Raw genomic sequence first — 22,703 nt, 5'->3', positions numbered from 1 at the left:
CGCACGGCAAGCGCGACGACGGAGACGAGCATGGCCACACGCGGTTTCACGGGACGACGGCCACCTGAGGCGACGCAGGAGCGGCTTCCGCCGGGCCAGTATCTCGAACAGGACTTCCCGGTTCTGCAGATCGGTCCGAACCCGCGCATCGACATGGACAGCTGGAGCTTCACCCTGCGTGAGGGCTCGCGGCCCATCAAGAGCTGGAATTGGGACGAGTTCTCCGCCCTGCCCCGGACCTCCTGGCGCGGCGACATCCACTGCGTGACGAAATGGTCGAAGTTCGACACCGGCTGGGAGGGCGTCAGCATCGACGACATCCTCGCGGCGGCGGGGATCTCGGCACCGACGGAATACCTGCTCGCCGAGGGCTACGACGATTACACCACCAACGTGCCGGTCGCCGATCTCACCGGCCCCAAGGCCATGGTGGCGACCCATTACGAGGGGCAGCCGATCGAACCCGACCATGGCGGCCCGGCCCGGCTCTTGGTGCCGCACCTGTATTTCTGGAAGAGCGCCAAATGGGTGAAAGGCCTGCGCTTCACCAAGAAGGACGAGGGCGGCTTCTGGGAGCTGCGCGGCTATCACATGTACGGCGATCCCTGGCGTGAGCAGCGCTTCACCGGTGATTGATCCCGCCGCGCGGCCCCTCCCCTGGCAACAAGCCACCCTCCTCGCCATCAAGCCGGTGACGCGGCGGGTGAAGAGCTACCGGTTCCGGACTGCTTTCGACCGGCCGATGCTGGCCGGACAGCATGTGGACGTGCGCCTGACGGCCCCCGACGGCTACCAGGCCCAGCGCAGCTACTCCATCGCCTCGGCGCCGGGCACGGACGGAACCATCGAACTGATGATCGAGGGCCTGCCCGAAGGCGAGGTCTCGGGCTTCTTCGATTCCGTGGCGGAGATCGGCGATACGATCGAGCTGCGCGGCCCCATCGGCGGCTCGTTCGTCTGGCGCCCGGAGGATGGCGGCCCCCTCCTCCTCGTCGGCGGCGGGTCCGGCGTGGTGCCGCTGCTGGCGATGCTGCGCCACCGCGCGGCGGCGGCGCCTCAGGTGCCCGCCCTGCTGCTCTACTCGGTGCGAGAGGCGGATGAGGCGATCGCCGCGGAGGAACTGGCTGTCCGCGCCCGTGACGAGGCGCATTTCGACCTGATGCTCAATCTGACGCGCGCCGGTGGCCGCCGGATCGATGGGGCGATGATCGGCGAAGCGTTGGGCAAGCTCGGGGCTCCGCGCCACGTCTATATCTGTGGCGGAAACGCCTTCGTCGGCAACGCGGCGGACCTGCTCCTCGATGCCGGATTGGAACCGGGACGCATCAGGACCGAACGTTTCGGCGGTTGAGCGGACAGGCAAACGCTGGCGGGCCGGGGGCGCCCTACGCCCAATGGCGCGCCCACAATGCCACGACCCCACCGACGGCGAGGGCCAGGAGCGGGGTCACCACAAAGGCGACGAATTGGATATCGGTCATGGCTCGAGGTCTTTCAGGACCATGCGCGCTAGGGCGTGAAGCCCGACACTGCATCTCAGGACGATTGCGCGCCCAGCAGAAGTGTCAACGGGCCGACGCCCCGTCCTCAGGCCTACGATAGTCACACATCCCACAGGAGACGCGGGTCCCCTCTCCTGGAAGGAGAGGGACAGGGTGAGGTGTGTGACCTCTCCGGAGATGGACCGCACCTCAACCCAGCCCTCTCCTTCCAGGCAGGGCGATCGCATATGCCGATTTGCCTGTCAGAAACCCGCTGGCACCACCCCGTCATCCCGGGTCCGCGCAGCGGAGCCCGGGATCCAGAAACACAAGTGGTGCAGGACTTTACACTGTCGGCGGCTCTGGATTCCAGGCTCGCCTGTGGCGACCTGGAATGACGGCGTGGTGCTATATGCGATCGCCCTGCTTTCCAGGAGAGGGAGCACGTCGCGCTTCGGGTTGAACCCTCTCAGATGAAGGAAAAGCCAGCGGGGAGATGTGGGAATCCGGTAGCCCTCACGGCTCGGACCCGACCAGCCGATCCGCCACCTCCTCGGCAAGCGACAGGCTCGATGTGAGGCCGGGGCTCTCGATTCCGAACAGGTGGACGAGGTGCGGCAGGCCGTGCTCGGCCGGCCCGTCGATGAGGAAATCCGCCGCCGCCTCGCCCCGCCCGGTGAGTTTAGGGCGGATACCGGCGTAATCCGGCGTCAGCGCATCCTTAGCCAGTCCCGGCCAATAGCGCCGGATGGCATGGGCGAAGATTTCGGTGCGGGCCGGATCGACCGCGTAGTCCGGCGCGTCAACCCACTCCACATCCGGCCCGAAGCGCATCCGACCGGCGAGGTCGAGGGTGAGATGGATGCCGAGCCCGCCTTCCATGGGCGCGGGATAGATCAGCCGCGAGAAGGCCGGACGGCCGAGGCATCCGAAATAGCTGCCCTTGGCGAGGACCTGCCTCGGGATGCGCTCGCCCGGATAGGGCTCGACCGCCCGCGCCACGGCCTGCGCGCCGAGGCCGGCGGCATTGACGACGGCGTCGAAGGACAAGTCCTCGCCGCAGACCTCGACCTGCCAGCCCCCGGACTCGCGCCGGATCGCGCCGACCTGACTATGGAAGGCGATGGCCCCGCCGGCATCCTCGATATCCCCCTGCAGGGCGAGCATCAGGGCATGACTGTCGACGATGCCGGTCTCGGGCGAATGCAATGCCGCGACGCAGGCGAGGTTCGGCTCCAGGGCGCGGGCCTCCCGGCCCTCGATGAAGGCGAGGCCCTCGACGCCATTGGCCCGACCGCGTTCGGCGATTCCCTCCAAGGCGGCCCGCTCGGGCTCGGAGGTGGCGACGATGAGCTTGCCCGGACGCGCATGGGGCACGCCGTGGCTCCGGCAGAACTCGTAGAGCATCCGGCGGCCACGCGTGCAGTGACGCGCCCGCAAGGAGCCCGCGGGATAGTACATGCCGCCATGGATGACTTCGGAACTGCGCGACGACACGCCGGTCCCGACGGCCCCTTCGGCCTCGGCGACGATGACGGAATGCCCGCGCCGGCCGAGGGCCCGCGCCACCGCGAGGCCGACGATTCCTGCGCCGATGACGAGCACGTCCATCTAAGGTTCCTGCCTGACAGTCTTCTTTGGCCCCATGCACCAGGGCCTCCCTTAGCAGGTCCCGGGTCACGACGGGGATGGGGCTTCTCGAAAGGCCCCAGCCGGCCGTTGGAATCACCGACCATTCAGGTCCGCCGACCCGATGCTACGGCCGGGCGGGAGATCGACGCCAGAAGCCAGTGAACACGTCCCTGACGCTTTGGGTCAGAGGGATTTCGATCTGACGATGCACGATCCAGGCAAGAATTCCGGCGAGCGCCACTGCACTAACGAATGCGGCCAATCTCAAATAGAGGCTATCCGGATCGAAAACTTTGAAGACAATCTTCTCGCAGAGTTGATAAGACAGGAAATGCGTCAGGTATAGCGCGTAGCTGCTGTTGCCCTGTTCTATGGCAAAGGCGGTTTTCGAGACGACGCCCTTGGTCTCCAGCAAGATCGCGGCGAGGACGAGTGAAGCTGCCGGCAGACCGAGGCCGATAAAGCGGGGAACGGTCGGCCAAAGAAACTCCGCCGCCAATAAAAGACCGAAACTGGCGAGGCCCAAGGTGCCGATCATCGGGACGTTGAAGAGGCTCGTCAGAATCGCGACGTGTCGCGCGATGTAATAGATCCATATGCCTGCGACGAACTCGAGTATGATCGGGTCCGTATAAAACCGGCCGAGCGCATCCTCGGGGCGAAAAACCAGTCCGAGGATCACGAGCGCGACCATGGTGAGGCTGAGACAAAGGTATCGATTTAATTCCGTCTGAATGTACAGGCTCAGACAAAAGAGGCAATAAAAGAAGATCTCGTAGTTGATCGTCCATCCGAGGAACAATACCGGCTGGATCAAACCGTTCGATTTCTCAAACGGAATGAACGCCAGCGACATGAGCAGCTGCGCCGGCCCGGCATCGACGCTGCGGAATAGAAAGGGCATCGATAGGGCCGTGAGAAAGACGGCGATCGTCATGAACCAGTATAAGGGAAGGACGCGAACCAGTCGTTTGACGATGAATCGACGTGGGCTCACGTTCCGGCCGCCGGTGGTGTAGGCCATCACGAACCCGCTTATCACAAAAAATATATCGACGCCCCAAGCCCCCATTGAATATTTCAGGTGCCCGAAAAGCAAGATTTGGCAGTGAAAGCCAACAACGAGATAGGCCGCGATCGCCCTCAATGTCTGGACATTGTATATCATCGGATCGTCTCCACTGAGATGATATGAACGATCGTTCGACGCTATCCAGGCGATTGCGTTTGACTGCTCCGATGGGGAGCGCACCGCCACCATCATCACTGCCGCGCGTTCTTCGAGAAAGTGCGCATCGGGGCTATCTCGGTCTTTAGCGAAGTAGCATCCGCCAATGCGGACGGCGGCAAAGCCCGCCGTCACTGGCATTCGCGGCCACTGCCACCTCGGCGAGATCCGCCACGCCACATAGCCGCCGCCATGGCCGCGATTGCGAAGGGCTGGGCTCGGGCGGTCGCGCACCAAGGGGTGCGGGGACCTCGGCGGATGGGAAGCGGCATCCTGTGCGAGCGCCCCGTTTCCGTCCGGTAGTAACCATCCGCCACAATGCACGCACCGGCATACGACCCGCTTTTCAGGCGGGGCCGGCGAGCCTCGCGCCAATGATCGAAAATCATCCGTGACACATTTTGAACAAGATCTGCTCACTAAGATTTGTTGTGACAATAAAGAACTAGAATACTGAAGTGTACCGATCTGTACATTTGCCAATTGGCACAGAGGAAGTTCTTCTTAGTGCCGGCTGGTAATTCGTACGATCCGATTATTCGCTCATCAGTGCGACAATAATCTTGGGAATAGTGTCGGCAAACAACGCCGATGCTCATGGGGATCCGTGGCCAAAACAGCAGCGGATTGAGAGGGTCGGCATCAGGACCGGCCGCAGACACAACTGGAAATTGAATGCAGCATTCGCATCATCACGTCGCATCGTGCGACGACGCGCGTTCCGCCTCCGACACGGGCCTGGGATCGAGCCCGATATCCGACGTCGTTTCGGGACTTGCCGACGGCAGCGTCTCGAGCACGGTTCCGGTCATCGACAGCGCGGAACCCGTTTCCGACGTCCCTGTGGTGGTGGAGTCAGACGCCGGGGCGACATCCGCATCCAGCGCCAGCGCGGCTCCGTTGACACGCCACGATGGGACGATCGTCGCCAAGGAAGGCGATGTCATTCGCAACCTCGACATCTATGTCGATAGCGGTCCCGGCATCGATATCGACAACGTAAACAATGTGACGGTCGAGAACGTCCGCATCCATATCAATGGAAACGGCGGCACCGAGGAAGGCGCCGGCATCCGCATCATGCGGGGCAACAACGTCGATATCCAGAACGTGGAGGTCTTCAACGAAGGCGCACCCGAAACGGGCGCAGAGCGGACCCCGGACCATTACGGGATTTCGGCCTTCGAGGCCGAGGCTCTGAGCGTGACGAACGCGACGTTCCACGACACCTCGACGGGCGTCCTCGTGCAATACTCGCCGGGCGCCACACTCGAGGGCATCGAAGGCTACGATATGCGCGGGCCCTTCCCCCGCGGACAGCTCGTACAATTCGGCGAGTCGCCGGACAGCAGCCTCAACAACTTCTACGTCCACAACGATCCGAAGGTCGCTTGGACCGAGGACAACATCTCGGTTTACTACAGCGACAACGTCACCGTCTCGAACGGCGTGATCGACGGCAACAATTCGCCGAGCGGTCAGGGGGTCATCTTCGAGGGGTCGAACAACGGCACCGCGCGCAATATCGATACGATCCATATGGGCAACGGCGCGTTCGCGGATTACGGCCAGAACAACACCTTCGACTCCACACGCTCCTTCGACAACATCGCAGAGGACCAGGGACGGGGAAATCCTCTCTCGAACGCGCTGCTCTGGGGCGTGAACGAGAATACGGTGGTGACCAATTCCTCGTATCAGAATGCGGGAAATCCGGGCAACATCGTCTGGGGAGAGGGCAATATCGGCGCCAACATCGACGTGGCCGAAGTGAACGGCCAGACGCCCATGGCCCATTTCACGAACGCGTTCAGCGAAGGCTTCTCGGGTTCGGTACCCGAGGTCGACACTCCGGCTCCCATCCCCGAGGGGCCGGATGTGGTGGTGCCCGACATCGGAGCGACGCCCTCGCCCGAAGAACCCCCGGTCGTCGCGCAGCCATCCGAGCCGGCACCCGTGGACGAGCCCCCGACCGAGGGCGGCAACGCTCCTCTCACGCGCCATGACGGAACGATCGTCGCCCAGGAAGGCGATGTCATTCGGGACATGGACATCTACGTCGATAGCGGTCCCGGCATCGACATCGATCGCGTGGACAATGTCACGGTCGAGAATGTCCGCATCCATTTCAATGGAAACGGCGGCACCGAGGAAGGCGCCGGCATCCGCGTCATGGATGGTGACAACGTCGATATCCAGAACGTGGAGGTCTTCAACGAGGGCGCACCCGAAACGGGCGCCGAACGGACCCCGGACCATTACGGGATCTCGGCCTTCGAGGCCGACGACCTGAGCGTGACGAACGCGACCTTCCACGACACCTCGACGGGCGTCCTCATCCAATACTCGCCGGGTGCGGAACTGGAAAACATCGAAGGGTACGATATGCGCGGGCCCTTCCCCCGCGGACAGCTCGTGCAGATGGGCCAGTCGCCGGACAGCAGCCTCAACAACTTCTACGTCCACAACGACCCGAACGTCGCTTGGACCGAGGACAACATCTCGATCTACTACAGCGACAACGTCACCGTCTCGAACGGCGTGATCGACGGCAACAATTCGCCGAGCGGTCAGGGGGTCATCTTCGAGGGGTCGAACAACGGCACCGTCCGCAACGTCGATACGATCCATATGGGCAACGGCGCGTTCGCGGATTACGGCCAGAACAACACCTTCGACTTCACGCGCTCCTTCGACAACATCGCGTCGGACCAGGGACGGGGAGATCCTCTCTCGAACGCGCTGCTCTGGGGCGTGAACGAAAATACGGTGGTGACCAATTCCTCGTACCAAGATGCGGGAAATCCGGGCAACATCGTCTGGGGAGAGGGCAATATCGGCGCCAATATCGACGTGGCCGAAGTGAACGGCCAGACGCCCATGGCCCATTTGACCAACGAGTTTACTTGGAGCTGATCCGATCCGCGTCTTCGGACAGGCCCAGGCTCGTTCGACATGCATGATGAACGATGCTCGGTGTGAACGAGCACCGAGCATCTGATCTTACACAGCCGAACTCGAAACCAATGTGGGGTCCCGACAGGCAACCGTCGGGGCCCCCTTTCGTGTCGGACGTCGTTTTGGGCGATCCGCCTTCACCGATCGTGCCCGCATTGGCCGCGGTAAGGATTTGGATGGGAGGGTCCGCCCGGTGCCTTCGCCACGGGATGCACGCAAACCACGCTTGGAAGCATTGCAGCATGGGGCGTGGCGTCAGCGCCGCATTGCGGCTAGAAGCACACGCTCCGTAACCGAACGAGGCCGGACCCACGACCGGATGCAGCGACGTCGCCACTCAGGGTGACTCGAATCCGCAGGGTTTGCCTTGTCTGCCTGCAAGGCCTCTGCCCCGTGCCCTTTCCTACCCTGCCGGCCCCGCTCGTCCGAGCGCTCGAGGCCCGCAACTACGAAGACCCGACCCCCGTCCAGAGTGCCGTGATCGAGGCGGCGGCCCAGGGCCGCGACCTCCTCGTCTCGGCCCAGACCGGTTCCGGCAAGACCGTCGCCTATGGCCTCGCCTTCGCCGACACGCTCCTCGGCGATGCCGAGCGGCTCGATCCGCCCGGCCCGCCGCTGGCCCTCGTCATCGCCCCGACGCGCGAACTCGCTCTTCAGGTCCAGCGCGAGCTCGAATGGCTCTATGCCGAGACTGGAGCGCGCGTCATCGCCTGCGTCGGCGGCATGGACCCGCGCCGCGAGAGCCGGGCTCTCGCCGAGGGCGCCCATATCGTGGTCGGCACGCCGGGCCGCCTGCGCGACCATCTGGAGCGCCGCAACCTCGCCACCCAGAACCTGCGCGTCGCCGTCCTCGACGAGGCCGACGAGATGCTCGATCTCGGTTTTCGCGACGACCTCGAATTCATTCTCTCGGTGACCCCGAAGGAGCGGCGCACCCTGCTCTTCTCCGCGACCCTGCCGAAGGCGATCGCCAGTCTCGCCGAGCGCTACCAGAACGACGCCCTGCGCATCGCCGTGAAGGGCCAGGAGCGCGGCCATACCGACATCACCTACCGCGCCGTGCGGGTGGTGCCGCGCGAGATCGAGCATGTGGTGGTCAACACCCTGCGCTATACCGATGCGCCCACCGCCATCGTCTTCTGCAACACCCGCAACGCCGTCCGCCATCTCCAGGCGGTGCTCACCGAGCGCGGCTTCTCGGCCGTCGCCCTGTCGGGCGAGCTCGGCCAGGGCGAGCGCAACGCCGCGCTCCAGGCCCTGCGTGACGGCCGCGCCAAGGTCTGCGTCGCCACCGACGTCGCCGCACGCGGCATCGACCTGCCGACGGTGAGCCTCGTCATCCATGCCGACCTGCCCCACGATGCCGAGGTGCTGCAGCACCGGTCCGGCCGGACGGGGCGCGCGGGCCGCAAGGGCACCAGCGTGCTGCTGATCCCGGCCTCCAAGCGCCGCCGCGCCGAGCAGATGCTGGCCATCGCCAAGGTCAATGCCGAATGGGCCGCCCCGCCCACGGCGGACGAGATCCGCCGCCTCGACGGCGAGCGCATGTGGCAGGACCCGCTCTTCACCGAGACGCCGTCCGAGGAAGACCTCGCCATGGGCGAGGCGCTGCTCGCCCAGCGCACGCCGCAGGAACTGGCCGCCGCTCTGGCCAAGATTTACCGCGCCCGCCTGCCCGAGCCCGAGGACGTGACCGATCCGGGCGCCGGCCCCGAGCGCAAGGAGCGCAAGGTCTACGACCCCGCCGATTCGGCACGGATCGATGCGGAAGGCCCCTCGGTCTGGTTCCGGCTCAATCTCGGCCGTCGCGACAATGCCGACCCGCGTCGCCTCCTGCCGATGCTGACCCGTCGCGGCAATATCGGCCGCCAGGAGATCGGCGCCATCCGCATCTTCGACCGGGAGACCAAGTTCGAGATCCGTGGCGGCGCCGCCTCGCGCTTCGCCGCCACCTTCGCCAAGAACGGCTCGCCGGAAATCCAGGTCGAGGCGCTTCTCGGCGGCGAGCCCGAGCGTGAGGCCGAGGGCCCGAAGGGGTTCAAGAGCCCCCGCGCCGCCCGCCACGAGCGGGAAGCCGGCAAGAAGCCGCCGCAGCGCCGTCCGCGCTGAAGGCTTCTTCTCTCCCTCCTCCCATGTGCGGCCGACGATCGTCGCACCGTTCGCGGGCACCACGGGTCCCCTCTCCTGGAAGGAGAAGGACAGGGTGAGGTGTGTGACCTCTCTGGAGATGGACCGCACCTCACCCCAGCCCTCTCCTTCCAGGCAGGGCGATCGCATATGCCGATTTGCCTGTCAGAAACCCGCTGGCACCACCCCGTCATCCCGGGTCCGCGCAGCGGAGCCCGGGATCCAGAAACACAAGTGGTGCAGGACTTTACACTGTCAGCGGCTCTGGATTGCACGCCTCTGGCGCGGCCCTCCGGGTCCGGGCTCGCCTGTGGCGACCCGGAATGACGGCGTGGTGTCATATGCGATCGCCCTGCCTTCCAGGAGAGGGAGCGCGGCGCGCCAGCCAAATCCTTTCGCATAGAGAAATGGCCATCGAGCCGGTGGGTAAATCTTCCCCCCCTCGCGGAGGGAAACGGGGCCCGGCAACACCACTCGGTCACTCGAACGACGCGGTGACGAACTGATCCATTTCGTTCGCGGGCCGGTAAGGCGTCCGGCGCAGGGTGACGGAGCGCTCGGTGAAATCCGGGTCGTCGGCCCGCAAGACCATGACCTTGCCGTCCGGTGAGACCCGGCTGAACGAGAAAAGCGAGACCGCGAGGTTGTCGAAGGCGGCTTCGGTGGACCGGAACCGGCCGGGGGCACCGTTCGCCCGCTCGAACAGGCGCAGCACCTCCCGCGCATCGAGGGAGAAGATCCGTTCGTTCCGAAAATGCGTCTCGGCATGACGCGCTTCGACCGTCACGCCATCCAACCGGCCGTTGCGATATTCCAGTAGGATGGGCGTGCGGTCCTTCTCGAGGTTCTGCCGGTCCAGGCTCGCCAGATCGGTGGCGGCTCGCCTCATGGCGGAGATGTCGGCCGCCGACAGAGATGGTCCCAACGCGGCGATCAGGCCTTCGGTATCGGCCGCCGCATCCACGCCTCGAATGAGCGGAGTCGGGATGCCGTAGACCGGGTCCACCGCGGCAGCGACCTCCCCCGGCGTGAGACCGAAGACGAGACGGCCGATCCCGGCATGGGGCTCCACTCGCCAGTCGACGTTCATCACCTCTCCTTCCCGCTCCATCGGATGGGCGAGCGCAGCGGCGGCCGCCAGAAGACACGCCCAGAATGCCAAACGCCATGGCAGGATTCGCGTCATGTTCGGGTCGCCTCTTCTTCGACGATCGCGCCGTCACCTTCAGTTTCGATCCCGCACATCTGCAACACGGCATCGCGACCGTGATGCGAGGAGGCCGGACCATGGAACCCGGCCATGATTGCCGATCCCGACATCACGCTGTGCCCTCCACCGAGGCTTGCCGCGCCCGTGCCACCGCCAGCCACACGGCCGAGACGAGGAAATAGAAGGCGCCGAAGCCGGCGTAGGGTACGACGTCCATGATGCCGGGCGTTGCGACGTCGTTCGCCTTCGCGAGGAAAAAGAGGCCCGCGAGCGACGATTGCGCCCCGCTGAGAACCATTGCCCATTGAGCGCCGCCGTTCCAGCGCCGGATGCCGGTGGCGAGCTGCGACATTCCGGAGAGGATCGCCCAGCAGCCGAACACCGCGAGAACCGCGTGGGGGCTGAGGCCGAGGGAGAGGGCGACCGCGAGGGCGGTGACGGTGCTGATCGCGGCGTTGACGATCTGGCTGGGATTGGCTCTCCACCCACCGCTGCGCTGCGCATCGACGAGATTGGCCGCTGCATCCCAGGCGGGATACGCCACGAGAAGGGCCGCCGCGACCGGGGATACGCTCCGTCCCACGGACACGGCTGCGGCGACCCAGGCGACGGCAATGCCGGCACGGACGAAATAGTAAGATGTCAGCCATTGTGTCGAGGCGGGAACTGGCATGTCGATGTCCTTCTCATGTGCCTGTCGCTCCGAGGATCGGCAAAGTAGCGCCAGCGCGCTGAACGCCTTGCGGTATCTTCGGTGCTCGTGAGACCTTGCCCATCGCCACAGGGGGGAAACGTCTCCAAGGACCGCATGTGTAATTTTTGGACCCCGCATCGGCCATGACGGATCCGCCGAAAGACTTGACCGATCGTCCGGAGATCGTTTCCCCCGGCGCGGAGAACGCGGATCTGCTGTCGCAGGTGTTGGCGCAGATTCGGCTGAACGGTGACCGGGTCCGGGCTCGCACCGTTTCGCACGGCGAGCCGCTGGAACTGGACGCCGATGCGGCGCATGTTCTCGTCGTCGCCGCAGGTGCGCTTCAGGTCGGCGGAAGCCCCGGACATCCGCTCGTGCTCGACACAGGCGACCTCATGCTCCTGCCACGCGGCCCCGGGGCGGCGCGGCTCGTGGCGTCACCCGAGCCGGCGACGGTCATCGTCTGTCGGTTCTGGTTCGACCCCTACAGCCTTCGCGGCATGATCGCGGCCCTGCCGGACCTCATCCACATCCGACACGAAGAGGGGGCGGAATGGCTGGACGGCATGGTGCATTTCATGATGCGGGAGACGACCGACCCGCAGCCCGGCGCGGCCCTGATGATCTCGCGGATCATCGATCTGCTCGTGATTCGCACCCTGCGGACCTGGGTCCATCTCGGGCATTCGTCCGGCTGGCTGAGCGGTCTCTCCGATGCCCGCATCGCCCGCGTGCTCAAGGCCATGCACGAGCGGCCGATGCAGCCCTGGCGTATCGACGAACTGGCAGGCCTCGCCGGCATGTCCCGCTCGGGCTTCGCCGAGCGGTTCACCGAACTCGTGGGACGCTCGCCGCTGCGATACCAGAACGAGTGGCGGCTCAGCCTCGCGCGAGACATGCTGGCGAGGCGGGAGGCACGGGTCGGCGAGATCGGGCTGCGGGTCGGCTATACGTCGGAGGCCGCGTTCAGCCGCGCCTACAAGGCCCTGTTCGGGCACCCGCCACGGGACGAAACGTAAGTCCCTGGACTGGCCATCGGCGTCCGCAGCGCGCGTCTACGGTCGCCAATCAGAACTGGTTCGGCAGGTTCTTCACGGCGTTGCCGAGGGCTTCCACGCTCTCGGCGATCTTGCGGCCGGCCGGGGCGAGGGACGGCACTTTCACGCCGAAGATTTCGCTCTGTTCGGGTTCCGGTGCCGCTGCGGGTGCCGCTGCGGGTTCGGCGCTGGCTTCCTGCACGGGCTTCGCGGGCTTGACCGGCTTTGGCTTGGCCACAGCCACACTCGGCTTGGCGACACTGGCGGCGGGCCTCACGACCACGCTGGCGCTGGGCTTCGACGTTTCCGCACTGGCCTCGGCACGGGTCGGCTCAGGGGGAAGCGACGCGAAGCTCGTGGCCGCCGAGCGCGCGCGGATGGTCTGGGCCGCACTCGGAGCGATCACCGAAGCGACGCGGTTCGGCACGATGGGCGAGAGTGCGTTGGGCGGCAGCGCCAGGCTCACCGGCTCGATCGGCGGCAGCGCCTTCGGACGGGGCGCTTCGGCCTTGACGATCGAGGGAGCGGGCGTCGCCGCCGCCAGCGTCACGGGAGTATCGACCTTCGGGGGTGCTTCGACCTTGGCAGTGGCTTCGACCGGCGCGGGACTTTGAACCTTCGACATCGCCTCGGCCTTAGCCGGCTCCTCGACGAGGGCACGCCTCTCCACGAGCTGAATGCCGGTATCCCGGACCGGCGCGGGTGATCCGGCGGCCGAGGCCAGGGCGGGCACGCCGTCGCGCAGGTCGGGCCAATCGGCCGCTTTGGCCTGGAGGGCCTGCGCCTTCTGCATCTGGTAGAGGTTCGGCCGCACCACCTGCGGACCGGCGAGACTGCCCATCGCGGAATAGGCCGCGTAGGACAGGCCGGCCACGGCGACGCAGCCCAACGTTCCGAGAACGACCATGCGACCGCGCGCGGCGGGCTTCGACCCAAGCTTCGACACGGGCTTCACCGGCCTGGCCGCGACCGGCTTGTCAGCAACAACCTTGTCAGCGACGGGCTTGCGGAAGCCAGCGTCGCGCCTTTCGCTCGGGTCGATGGCAACCTGCATCATCGGGCGAGTTCTCTAACAATGGTCGAAAAAACGTTTGACCGTCACGGAATCGCGACGGCGCGGAACGGACGTGATGCCGACATTCGGGCACAAAGATGTCCTCGGACATCGTGCCAGTCACGCCCGTGTCGTCGCTCACATGAATCTGGATAAAGCATTGGCGCTTAACGCTCGGTATCCGTCGAGCACTTGCGGCCGAGCGCCATTTTCAGATGGTCGTGGCGCCGGGGTGAAACGGGCGCTGTGCGCCCCATCCCGCATGCGCGCATTCCCAGCGGACGGGATATCGCTACAAGCACAACGCGGCACTAGATCCATCCCGGTACGATCGACGATGACCCTGTCTCCCCCCGGCCCTCCGCCTGTGGAACCGGCCAAGCGCGCCTCGCCGCGCCTGCGCTGGGCCTCCCTGCCGACGCGGGCACGCCTCGTCGTCCTCGTCCTCGCCATCGATCTGCTGGCGGCCGTGGTTTCGTTCAGCCTCATCGTGGTGAATGCCCGCTCGGCCGTGCAGGTCGAGATGCAGGCGACCCTCGCCAATATCGAACTGGTCGTGGCCGACACGATCGGCCTCGCGCAATCGGCCTCCCCCGCGAGCCTGCTGCGCACGCTGGAATTAAGGGTGCAGGACCTCCGCCATGTCCGCGTCGCGGTGTTCGATGCCGAGGGAGGTAAGGTCGCGCTGGCCAACCCCCGCGCGCGCCGCGAGAGCCACCTCGCTCCGCACTGGTTCGCCGCCCTGATCGCCCCGACGCCACAGCGGGACGAGTTGCCCATCGTGGCGCAGGGCCAGCGGATCGGCACCGCGCTCATCACCACCGAACCCCTCGACGAGATCGACGAGGTCTGGGGCTACACAGTCTCCCTCTCGCTCGCGAGCCTGTGCCTCAATCTCGGGCTTCTCGGCGCCCTCTACATCGCCTTCGGCCGCGTCCTCGCCCCGCTGACGCAGCTGGCGGACGGCCTGACCCAGCTCGAACGGCACGATTACACGGTGCGGCTCGATCCGCCCGCCTCGCGCGAACTCGCCATCATCGCCGAGCGCTTCAACAGCGTCGCGGAGGCCCTCTCCGAAGCCCGCGCCGCCAATGGCCGCCTCAACCGGCAGCTTCTCACGGCGCAGGACGACGAGCGGCGGCGCACCGCGCTGGAACTCCATGACGAGTTCGGCCCCTGCCTGTTCGCGCTCGAAGCCAATGCCGCCTCGGTGACGCGGATGGCGCAGGCCGAAAGCCAGCCGGACCGGGCCAAGCTCACCGCCCGCGCCGACGAGATCAGCGCCATCGTCGGGCAGGTGCAGGGGCTGAACCGCGACCTTCTGAACCGCCTGCGTCCCCATGCCCTGGGTCAGGTGCCTCTGGCCGAGTGCCTGCAACTTCTCCTGCGGAATTTCCGCAGCCGCCATTCCGAGACGGTGTTCGAAGGCCGCTTCACCGATCTCGCCCGCGGCTACGGCGACCTCGTCGACCTCACCGTCTTCCGCTGCATCCAGGAGAGCATGACCAACGCGGTCCGGCATGGGGAGGCGCGCCACGTGACGGCGGAGGTGAGCGAGAGCCACGCCTCCGACGCGTTGCGGGTGGAGATCCGCGATGACGGCACCGGGCTGGCGGAGAAACGCACGTCCGATCTCGACGGCGGTTTCCGCGGTGGAATCGGTTTGTCGGGGATGCGCGAGCGCGTGGAAGCGCTCAGCGGCACATTTCACCTTGACAACGCGGCGCCGGGGACGGTTGTCCGGATAGTGATACCGCTCGATCCCGAGCGGACCGAGGACACGAGCCCGATCGTTTCCGTATGAACGCGTTCACACCGACATCGACCCAAGCGCCCGTCCTCGTGATCGACGATCATCCGATCGTCCTCCAGGGCTGCCGTCGCGTCCTCGAAGACGCCGGTATCGAGCGGATCGCCGAGGCGACCAGCACGGTGGCGGGCTACCGCCTGTTCTTCCGCCTGCGCCCCTCGATGGTGATCTGCGACCTGACCTTCCAGGGCAGCGGGCTCGCGGGTCTCGATCTCATCCGCCGGATGCGCAGCGCCTCGCCCGGCATTCGCATTCTGGTCTTCAGCATGCACAACGATCCGGTGATCGTGTCGCGGGCGCTGGAGGCCGGGGCGCTGGGCTACGTGCTCAAGGACCACGCCTCGGTGGAATTGTACGAAGCCTTCGAGAAGGTCCGTTCCGGCCAAGTCTATCTCGACCGTCGCCTCGCCACCGAAGTCGCCATGCTGCGCACCGACCCGCGCCGCACTCCGGAATCGCAATTGACCCCGCGCGAGCAGCAGATCCTCACCCGGCTGGCCCAGGGCAAGTCCTATGGCGTCATCGCGAGCGACCTGTCGGTGAGCTACAAGACCGTCACCAACGCCTGTTCGCAGATGCGCCAGAAGCTCGGCGTGCGGACGCTGGCCGAACTCATCCATGTCGCGGTGACCCAGGCGCAGCGGCAGGGCTGAGATCGTCCTTCTCGGCAATCAGACGATGCCGTCGATCCTGCGCAGGGCCGGGACGACGAAATCGACGAAGGCGCGCACCGTCGGCCGCAGGAACTTCGCCGAGGAGTAGGTGAGGTAAAGCTCGGTCGGCCGGATCTCGTGATCGGCGAGAACCCGCACCAGGCGGCCGCTCGCCAGTTCCTCCGTGACGAGTTGGACCTGCGCCGTCCCGATCCCCCGCCCCGACAGCATGGCGTCGATGAGGACGCGCGCGTTGTTGGTCGTCAGCACCGGCCTCACCGGGACCTCGACCGTCTCACCGTTCCGGCACAGGGGCAATGTATCGGCCCGGGACAGCACCGTATCGGTGACGAGGAGGCTGTGGTCGGGGAGATCGTGCGGCTCGGTGACCGAAGCGCGTTTCGCGAGATACGACGGTGCCGCGACGAGGATGCGCTGGACCAGCCCGATCCGACGTAGGATCACCTCCTGGTCGACCGGCCGGCCCATGCGGATGGCGAGATCGAAGCCTTCATGGATGAGATCGGCCGAGCGGTTCTCGAGGGTCAGGCGGACCGAGACGGCCGGGTGCCGATCCTGAAAGTCGGCGACGATCCGGTGGAGGCGGCTCTCTCCCAAGCAAACCGGGCCGTGCACGCGCAGGGAACCTCCGATCGTCCCGGCTTCGTTCCGAGCCTCGTCGATTGCGGCGTCGATGGTGGCGAGGGCGCCATTGGAGGCTTCGTAGAGACGCAAGCCCACGGGTGTCGGCCGGATGGCGCGGGAGTTTCGCTCCAGCAGCCGGGCTCGCGTATGGGCTTCGAGATTGCGAAGGAGCTTGCTCACCGCCGGCTGCGAGATCCCGAGATCCTCGGCGGCCGCCGTCATCGAACCGCGCTCCACGGTGCGAATGAAGGCTCGGAGGGCGACGGTGAGATCCACGCATAACCCCTGGTTATGGCAACGAGCGCTGTCCAGCGCGTAGACGCTGCGTCGGCATCGGACAACCATTCTGCATCGCAACGATGACGGATGCCGACATGCCGATCCAGCGCCGAGACCTCCTCCGTTCCGCCGCATGCGCCTCCCTCGCGCTCGGGATCGCGCCCGCGCTCGGGGCGGTGCCCGATTCCGGGCTGGATGCGGGCGTGCTGCCGCCGGGAGCGGCCAGTCGCTTCGCGCAGCTCAATGGCATCCGCATGCATTACGTCGTCGCCGGTTCCGGCCCGCCCCTGGTCCTGCTGCATGGCTGGCCGCAGACCTGGGCGGCCTGGAAGGCCACGATGGCCGCCTTGTCCGACCGCTTCACCATCATCGCCCCCGATCTCAGGGGCCTCGGTCTCTCGGCGCGCACCGTGTCGGGCTACGACAAACGTACCATTGCGGAAGATATCCGCGCTCTGATCGACCACGAGGCGGGTGGCCGTGCGGGCGTGGTCGGGCACGACATGGGCGGCAAGGCGGCCTACGTCCTGGCGCATCTGCACCCCGACCGGATCTCCCGACTCGTCCTCGCCGATTGCCTTCTTCCCGGCACGGAGAACATGGACCCGCTCCGGGGCGGAGCGTGGCACTATGGGTTCCACATGGCCCCCGACATCCCCGAAAAGCTCACGGCCGGTCGGGAGCGTGGCTATATCCGCGACCAGATCAGGGCGTGGTCCCACCGCAAGGAGGCCGTTACGGACGAGGCGATCGCGGAGTACGCGCGGCACTATGCATCGCCTGGCGGCATGAGAGCGGGGTTCAACTACTATCGCGCTCTCAAGGACGACGCCGCGCTCGCGGCGAGCTTCGCCGGACGCCGTCTCACAATGCCGATCCTGGCCATCACGGGCCGTTACGGGGTGGGCTCGCGCCTGTCGGACGCGCTGAACCGCGAGAGCGATCGGCTGGAGACAGTCATCGTCGAGGAGAGCGGCCATTTCGTCGCGGAGGAAGCGCCGGAGACGTTCCAGCGTGCCGTGGCGCAATTCATGACGACGTGATCGCTTGGTCGGACGAGGTGGGGAAGCTCTAAACGAGCCCACCCATCCCGCGCACGATCCACCATTCCTCCTCCGTCACCGGCTGGACCGAGAGGCGGGAATTGTTGACCAGTACCATCGCCTTCAGGCACGGCTCGGCCTTGATCGCCTCCAGGGTCACCGGCTTCTTCAGCGGCTCGACCGCACGGAGATCCACCATGCCGAACCGGCCGGTCGGGTCGGTGTCGTCGGGGTAGTAGGGGCGGATCACCTCGACGATCCCCACCACCGCCTTGCCCTCGTTGGAATGGTAGAAGAAGCCGCGCTCGCCTACCTGCATCGCCATCAGGTTGAGCTTGGCGACGTGGTTGCGTACCCCGTTCCAGGGCGTGCCGTGCTCTCCCGCCTCGACCTGCTGGTCCCAGGACCAGGTCTTGGGTTCGGATTTGTAGAGCCAGTACGCCATCGCTCGCCTTTTCGATCGTCGCGCCTCCTTAGCGCGGGAAAGCGTGGCCGTCAGGCGTCGCGGAGGGCCGATCCCCAATAGCGCAGGCTGTCATCGTTGATGGGCGAGCCGGCTTGCGCGTTGCGCGCGGTCACGAAGGCGTGGAACGCCTCCGCTTCGACGGGACCGAGAAGACTGCGGATCGCGGTGAGGATCCGGGTGATGCGCAGGTGATTGTGGTCGTAGGGGCGGAGCCAGCCGTCGGTGCGGGTATAGAAGAGCCGCATCCGTGCGAGCGCCGAGCGCAGGCCGGCGCGCGCGGTCTCGTCGGCGCGGATCGCCTCGGCCTCGTCGCGCCCCAGCACCGGGGCGCCCGGCACCGCGCGGCTGGCTTCGGCCAGGGGAAAGCACCATTGGATATAGTCGTGCACGCCCTCGATCCGCGCATCGTCGAAGGCGAGGATGTCGGCGAGGCTGCGCCGCGCGCCATCACGACCCGTGCCGGCGAGGAAGGCGTGGATCGGCCCCGTTCTCATTCGGCCTCCCCCTTGAGGGGACGGGCGAGGAGCCCCGCCACCACGGCATCGACGCTCGCTCCCCCGGAGACGATGGCGGCCACGGCCTCGGCCACCGGCATCTCCACCGCGTTGCGTCGCGCCAGGGCGATGAGCGCGGCGGCGGTGAAGGCGCCCTCGGCGAGCTTGCCGCCGGACGCTTCCTCCGGGGTGGCCCCGGCACCCAGACGCTGGCCGAAGGCGAAGTTGCGCGATTGCGGCGAGGAGGCGGTGAGGACGAGGTCGCCGAGGCCGGACAATCCCATGAGCGTCTCGGGCCGTCCGCCATAGGCGCGGGCAAAGCGCATCAGCTCGGCGAAGGCCCGCGCGATCAGGGCGGCGCGGGCGCTCTCGCCGAGGCCGCGCCCCGCGACGATGCCGGAGGCGATGGCGAGCACGTTCTTGCCCGCCCCGCCGATCTCGACGCCGCGCACATCGTCGGTGTGATAGACGCGCAGAGCCGGGCCGGACAAAGCGGCGGCGAGGCGGCCGGCGAGGGCGCCATCTTCCGCGGCCAGGGTGACGGCGGTGGGCAGGTTGCGGGCGACATCCGCCGCGAAGCTCGGGCCGGACAGGACGGCCACGGGCGCGCCGGGCATCGCCTCGGCCGCCACCGCGCTCATGAAAGCGTCGCTGTCCCGCTCGATTCCCTTGGCGCAGAGCACGATGGCCGCACGCGGATCGAGGGACGAGCCCAGGGTTCCCAGAACGCCGCGCAGGGTCTGGGCCGGCGTCACCAGCAGGACGATGCCCGCCCCGGCGAGATCGCGCGCTTCGCCGGTGGCGCGGATGCCGTCGTGCAGCGTCACGCCGGGCAGGTAGCGGTCATTCTCGCGGGTGGCCTCCAGCCGCGCGGCGGCCTCCCCGTCGCGCAGCCACAGGGTCACGGGCCGCCCCGTGGCCGCCGCCGCGTTGGCCAGCGCCGTTCCCCAGGCGCCCCCGCCCACCACCGCAATCCGCTCGCTCATGATCGATGGTCCTCTGGCGCTTGGTCCCCAATCGAGGATGCCCCGCCCGCTTTCAGTCGATAGAGCCGGTGCGGCTGGAGACGGTCGTCGGCCGGAAGGGCCGGATGCAGGAAATCCTCGGCGAACACCATGCCGAGCCGGTGCATGACCCGCAGCGACGGGGTGTTGCACGCGGCGGTGAAGGCCACCACGGCTGGCACGCCGCAGCGCCCGAACAGGTCGTCGAGGGCGAGTCTTGCGGCTCTCGTGGCGAGGCCGCGCCCCCAGGCGGAACGGGCCAGCCGCCAGCCGATCTCCACCGTCGCGCCCGCCGTCTCCCCACCCGCGAACGGCATCGGCCTGACCAGCCGCATGGCACCGACGAAGCCGACGAACCCCTCCCCCGGTACGTCGAGCGCCCAGGGCCCGAACCCGTCGGACTCGAAGCGCCGGTCGATGGCGCGCGCCTCGATCAGGCTCTCGCCCCGGCTCTTGGTGGAGGGGAAATGACGCATCACCTCCGCATCGGCATTGAGATCCGCGAAAGGCCGATCGTCCGCACGAAGCCAGCGTCGGAGGACGAAGCCCTGCCCCTTGAGCGAGGCGGGAACCGGCGACGGCACGCTGCGCCGAATCTTGCCGCGCCAGGCAAGGGAACGCCGGTTGAGGAGTCCGAGATCAGCCTTCTCTGCCAGCACCGCCTCGCCGAGATCGATGGCGAGGGAGAGCCGGTCCGGCGGCATGTTGGCCCAGGCGGGCGGGGCCACGCTCTCGCGCCAGGGACCGCCGCAGGCATTGTCGAGAAGGATGCGCGCGAAACAATGATCGAGGCGCACCGGCCATTCCGGCCGGGCGCGGGCCGCTTGGGGAAGACGCCGGTCGACGAGGTCGCGCCAGCGTCTCTGCAGAGCGACGGGCGGCACGGTCCCTGTCAAAAGACCCTCAGGCAACCGCCGCCGCCTCGGCGAAGGGCCAGCGGGCGCGGGCCGGCGCGGTGAGATCGTCCACGAGGCCGAGGCGCAGGCGCTCGATTCCCGCCCAGGCGATCATCGCGCCATTATCGCCGCAGAGGGAGAGGGGTGGGGCCACGAAAGTGAGCCCGGCCTCGTTGGCCTGTGTCGTCAGCGCACGCCGGATCGCGCCGTTGGCGGCGACCCCGCCGGCGGCGACGAGGGCGGTCGGATGGCCCGCGATGGAGCCGAATTCGCGCAGGGCGACGCGGACCCGGTCCACCACCACGTCCACCACCGCCGCCTGGAAGCTGGCGCAGAGGTCCGCCACATCGGCGCTCGACAGCGGGGTCAGCCGCTCGGCCTCGATCCGCAGGGCGGTCTTGAGGCCCGACAGGGAGAAGTTCGGCTCGCGGCGGCCGAGCATCGGACGCGGCAGGGCGAAACGCTCCCCGTTGCCGCTCTCGGCCATGCGCTCCACCTCTGGGCCGCCCGGATAGCCGAGGCCCAGGAGCTTGGCCACCTTGTCGAACGCCTCGCCGATGGCATCGTCCACGGTGGTGCCGAGGCGGACGTAATCGCCGACGCCCTTCACCGCCACGAGCTGCGTGTGCCCGCCGGAGGCCAGCAGCAGCAGGTAGGGAAAGCCGATGCCGTCGGTGAGCCGGGCCGTCAGCGCATGCGCCTCCAGATGGTTCACCGCGATGAGGGGCTTTCGCGCCACCAGCGACAGGGTCTTGGCCGTGACGAGGCCGATCAGCACCCCGCCGATCAGGCCCGGCCCGGCCGCGACCGCGATGCCGTCCACCTGCGACAGCGTCATTCCGGCGCCGTCGAGGGCACGGGCGACGAGGCGGTCCAGCACCTCCACATGGGCGCGGGCCGCGATCTCGGGCACGACGCCGCCATAGGCCGCGTGTTCGGCGATCTGGCTCAGAACCTCGTTGGAGAGGATGCGGCCGCGCCCGTCCTCGCCCGGCATCACGACGGAGGCCGCCGTCTCGTCGCAGGTCGTTTCGATGCCGAGGACGTTCATGACGATGCTTTGGATTTCACGGAGACAAGGTTTCCCACCCTAGCCGGGCATGGCGGTGGAGGGCAACGACGGCCGGAGCCAGCGATGGTCGTCCACCGGCAACCACGTGTCATCGAAGCGGCTTGCCAACGGCCCGCCGAGGAGCGAATCCGAAGCCATGGTGGCGACACGAATCTGGATCGCGCGGCCCGAGCCGGGCGCCACGCGCACGGCCGAGCGACTCTCCGCCCTGGGCTTCGAGCCCCTGGTGGCGCCGGTCCTCGTCGTGGCGGCGACGGATGCTCCCCTGCCCGAAGGCCCCTTCGACGGCCTCGTCGTCACCAGCGCGAACGCGCTTCGGCAAGCCTCGCAGTGGCACCCGCTTCATAGCGTCCCCGTCTTCGCGGTGGGCGCGCGCACGGCGGCGCTGGCACGTGAATTCGGGTTTACATCGGTGAAGACGGCCGACGGCAACGCCGCCGATCTCGTCGGCCTCGTGGAGCGGGAGGTCTTGCCGGGGGCATCCCTGCTGCATGTGGCGGGGGAGGACCGCAAGGCGGAACCGGAGGCATCCCTGACACGGGCAGGCTTCCGGCTGACGAGCCACATCGCCTATGGCGCACGAGCCGTACCGTCGCTGCCCGCATTGGTGGCGTTGGCGCTCGCTACCCCGTCCACGCTGACAGGCGTGCTGCACTACTCACGAAGAAGCGCGGCGACGGCTTGCGAACTCGCCATCAAGGCGGGATATGGCGGAGCTTTCGCGGCGCTCAGGCATTACTGCTTGTCGGCGGACGTGGCGGCTCCCCTGGCTCGGGCTGGGATCGCTCCCCATTTCGTTGCCGGGCAGGCCAATGAGGATTCACTTCTCGCGGGCCTGACATCAGGTTTCTGACAAGCGGTCTCGCCGAGGTGGCGGCCTCGGTGCTAGGACGAATGACAAGCTGTGACCGCAGGGCGGC

At 67.1% G+C, this 22,703-nt stretch carries 21 protein-coding genes; 9 read left to right on the top strand and 12 right to left on the bottom strand.

The window, feature by feature from the left end; all coding sequences use genetic code 11:
- The first annotated feature begins 30 nt into the window (after positions 1–30).
- A complete protein-coding gene (locus IPV08_RS09850; protein ID WP_207411718.1) occupies positions 31–636 on the top strand; it encodes a sulfite oxidase-like oxidoreductase in 606 nt (201 codons plus the stop codon).
- Positions 629–1,351: an FAD-binding oxidoreductase gene (locus tag IPV08_RS09845; protein WP_207411745.1), complete on the top strand. Its 723-nt coding sequence runs from the start codon at positions 629–631 to the stop codon at positions 1,349–1,351. Before IPV08_RS09850 ends, IPV08_RS09845 begins: the two co-directional genes overlap by 8 nt.
- 646 nt (positions 1,352–1,997) lie before the next feature.
- Here the strand turns inward: IPV08_RS09845 and IPV08_RS09840 are convergent.
- The 3 genes from IPV08_RS09840 to IPV08_RS09830 form a co-directional block, all read right to left on the bottom strand.
- Complete coding sequence (locus IPV08_RS09840) at positions 1,998–3,092, bottom strand: NAD(P)/FAD-dependent oxidoreductase (protein WP_207411717.1); 1,095 nt, start codon at positions 3,090–3,092, stop codon at positions 1,998–2,000.
- A 145-nt stretch (positions 3,093–3,237) separates the two neighbouring features.
- Complete coding sequence (locus IPV08_RS09835) at positions 3,238–4,575, bottom strand: acyltransferase (RefSeq protein WP_348646104.1); 1,338 nt, start codon at positions 4,573–4,575, stop codon at positions 3,238–3,240.
- Between the two features lie 458 nt (positions 4,576–5,033).
- On the bottom strand, positions 5,034–5,273 hold the full coding sequence (locus IPV08_RS09830) for a hypothetical protein (protein WP_207411715.1): 240 nt from the start codon (positions 5,271–5,273) through the stop codon (positions 5,034–5,036).
- Here IPV08_RS09830 and IPV08_RS09825 point away from each other — a divergent pair.
- Positions 5,242–7,257, top strand: coding sequence for a right-handed parallel beta-helix repeat-containing protein (locus IPV08_RS09825; RefSeq protein WP_207411714.1), 2,016 nt, complete (start codon positions 5,242–5,244; stop codon positions 7,255–7,257). The two genes, IPV08_RS09830 and IPV08_RS09825, sit on opposite strands and share 32 nt — an antisense overlap.
- 435 nt (positions 7,258–7,692) lie before the next feature.
- The gene (locus IPV08_RS09820) at positions 7,693–9,408 is read left to right on the top strand and encodes a DEAD/DEAH box helicase (RefSeq protein WP_056426018.1); all 1,716 of its coding nucleotides are present in this window, start codon (positions 7,693–7,695) and stop codon (positions 9,406–9,408) included.
- 496 nt (positions 9,409–9,904) lie between these two features.
- Here IPV08_RS09820 and IPV08_RS09815 read toward each other — a convergent pair whose 3' ends face one another.
- The gene (locus tag IPV08_RS09815) at positions 9,905–10,612 is read right to left on the bottom strand and encodes a hypothetical protein (protein ID WP_246747873.1); all 708 of its coding nucleotides are present in this window, start codon (positions 10,610–10,612) and stop codon (positions 9,905–9,907) included.
- Between the two features lie 133 nt (positions 10,613–10,745).
- Complete coding sequence (locus IPV08_RS09810) at positions 10,746–11,309, bottom strand: DUF308 domain-containing protein (RefSeq protein ID WP_207411713.1); 564 nt, start codon at positions 11,307–11,309, stop codon at positions 10,746–10,748.
- Positions 11,310–11,473: 164 nt separating this feature from the next.
- Between IPV08_RS09810 and IPV08_RS09805 the strand changes: the two genes are divergently transcribed.
- Positions 11,474–12,349 carry an AraC family transcriptional regulator gene (locus IPV08_RS09805; protein WP_207411712.1) on the top strand — a complete coding sequence of 292 codons (876 nt, stop codon included), beginning with the start codon at positions 11,474–11,476 and terminating at the stop codon, positions 12,347–12,349.
- A gap of 49 nt (positions 12,350–12,398) precedes the next feature.
- Here the strand turns inward: IPV08_RS09805 and IPV08_RS09800 are convergent, their stop codons facing one another.
- On the bottom strand, positions 12,399–13,424 hold the full coding sequence (locus IPV08_RS09800; RefSeq protein ID WP_207411711.1) for a hypothetical protein: 1,026 nt from the start codon (positions 13,422–13,424) through the stop codon (positions 12,399–12,401).
- A 334-nt stretch (positions 13,425–13,758) separates the two neighbouring features.
- Here IPV08_RS09800 and IPV08_RS09795 point away from each other — a divergent pair, with 334 nt between their 5' ends.
- Positions 13,759–15,225, top strand: a complete 1,467-nt coding sequence (locus IPV08_RS09795) for an ATP-binding protein (protein WP_207411710.1) — start codon at positions 13,759–13,761, stop codon at positions 15,223–15,225.
- Entirely contained in the window at positions 15,222–15,884 is a 663-nt protein-coding gene (locus tag IPV08_RS09790) for a response regulator transcription factor (protein WP_056426034.1), read from the top strand. Before IPV08_RS09795 ends, IPV08_RS09790 begins: the two co-directional genes overlap by 4 nt.
- A gap of 18 nt (positions 15,885–15,902) precedes the next feature.
- On the opposite strand, the gene IPV08_RS09785 is transcribed toward IPV08_RS09790, so the two are convergent.
- Positions 15,903–16,805, bottom strand: coding sequence for a LysR substrate-binding domain-containing protein (locus tag IPV08_RS09785; protein WP_207411709.1), 903 nt, complete (start codon positions 16,803–16,805; stop codon positions 15,903–15,905).
- A 98-nt stretch (positions 16,806–16,903) separates the two neighbouring features.
- On the opposite strand from IPV08_RS09785, the gene IPV08_RS09780 reads away from it, so the two are divergent.
- Entirely contained in the window at positions 16,904–17,851 is a 948-nt protein-coding gene (locus tag IPV08_RS09780; RefSeq protein WP_207411708.1) for an alpha/beta hydrolase, read from the top strand.
- A gap of 28 nt (positions 17,852–17,879) precedes the next feature.
- Here IPV08_RS09780 and IPV08_RS09775 read toward each other — a convergent pair whose 3' ends face one another.
- Genes IPV08_RS09775 through tsaD form a run of 5 tightly spaced genes read right to left on the bottom strand, consistent with a single transcriptional unit; the run spans position 17,880 to position 21,762 of the window.
- The gene (locus IPV08_RS09775) at positions 17,880–18,296 is read right to left on the bottom strand and encodes an EVE domain-containing protein (RefSeq protein WP_207411707.1); all 417 of its coding nucleotides are present in this window, start codon (positions 18,294–18,296) and stop codon (positions 17,880–17,882) included.
- Positions 18,297–18,346: 50 nt separating this feature from the next.
- Positions 18,347–18,811, bottom strand: coding sequence for an opioid growth factor receptor-related protein (locus IPV08_RS09770; protein ID WP_207411706.1), 465 nt, complete (start codon positions 18,809–18,811; stop codon positions 18,347–18,349).
- The gene (locus IPV08_RS09765; protein WP_207411705.1) at positions 18,808–19,797 is read right to left on the bottom strand and encodes an NAD(P)H-dependent glycerol-3-phosphate dehydrogenase; all 990 of its coding nucleotides are present in this window, start codon (positions 19,795–19,797) and stop codon (positions 18,808–18,810) included. Before IPV08_RS09765 ends, IPV08_RS09770 begins: the two co-directional genes overlap by 4 nt.
- Positions 19,794–20,699 carry a GNAT family N-acetyltransferase gene (locus IPV08_RS09760; protein ID WP_207411704.1) on the bottom strand — a complete coding sequence of 302 codons (906 nt, stop codon included), beginning with the start codon at positions 20,697–20,699 and terminating at the stop codon, positions 19,794–19,796. Before IPV08_RS09760 ends, IPV08_RS09765 begins: the two co-directional genes overlap by 4 nt.
- Positions 20,700–20,718: 19 nt before the next feature.
- Positions 20,719–21,762, bottom strand: a complete 1,044-nt coding sequence (tsaD, locus tag IPV08_RS09755) for a tRNA (adenosine(37)-N6)-threonylcarbamoyltransferase complex transferase subunit TsaD (protein WP_207411703.1) — start codon at positions 21,760–21,762, stop codon at positions 20,719–20,721.
- A 157-nt stretch (positions 21,763–21,919) separates the two neighbouring features.
- Between tsaD and IPV08_RS09750 the strand changes: the two genes are divergently transcribed.
- Positions 21,920–22,636, top strand: a complete 717-nt coding sequence (locus IPV08_RS09750; RefSeq protein ID WP_207411702.1) for a uroporphyrinogen-III synthase — start codon at positions 21,920–21,922, stop codon at positions 22,634–22,636.
- Positions 22,637–22,703 lie beyond the last annotated feature (67 nt).

The organism is Methylobacterium sp. SD274, assembly GCF_017355285.1.
GTDB lineage: Bacteria > Pseudomonadota > Alphaproteobacteria > Rhizobiales > Beijerinckiaceae > Methylobacterium.
Note: the sequence above shows the minus strand (reverse complement) of the source record. Positions and strands in the feature narration are given on the sequence as shown.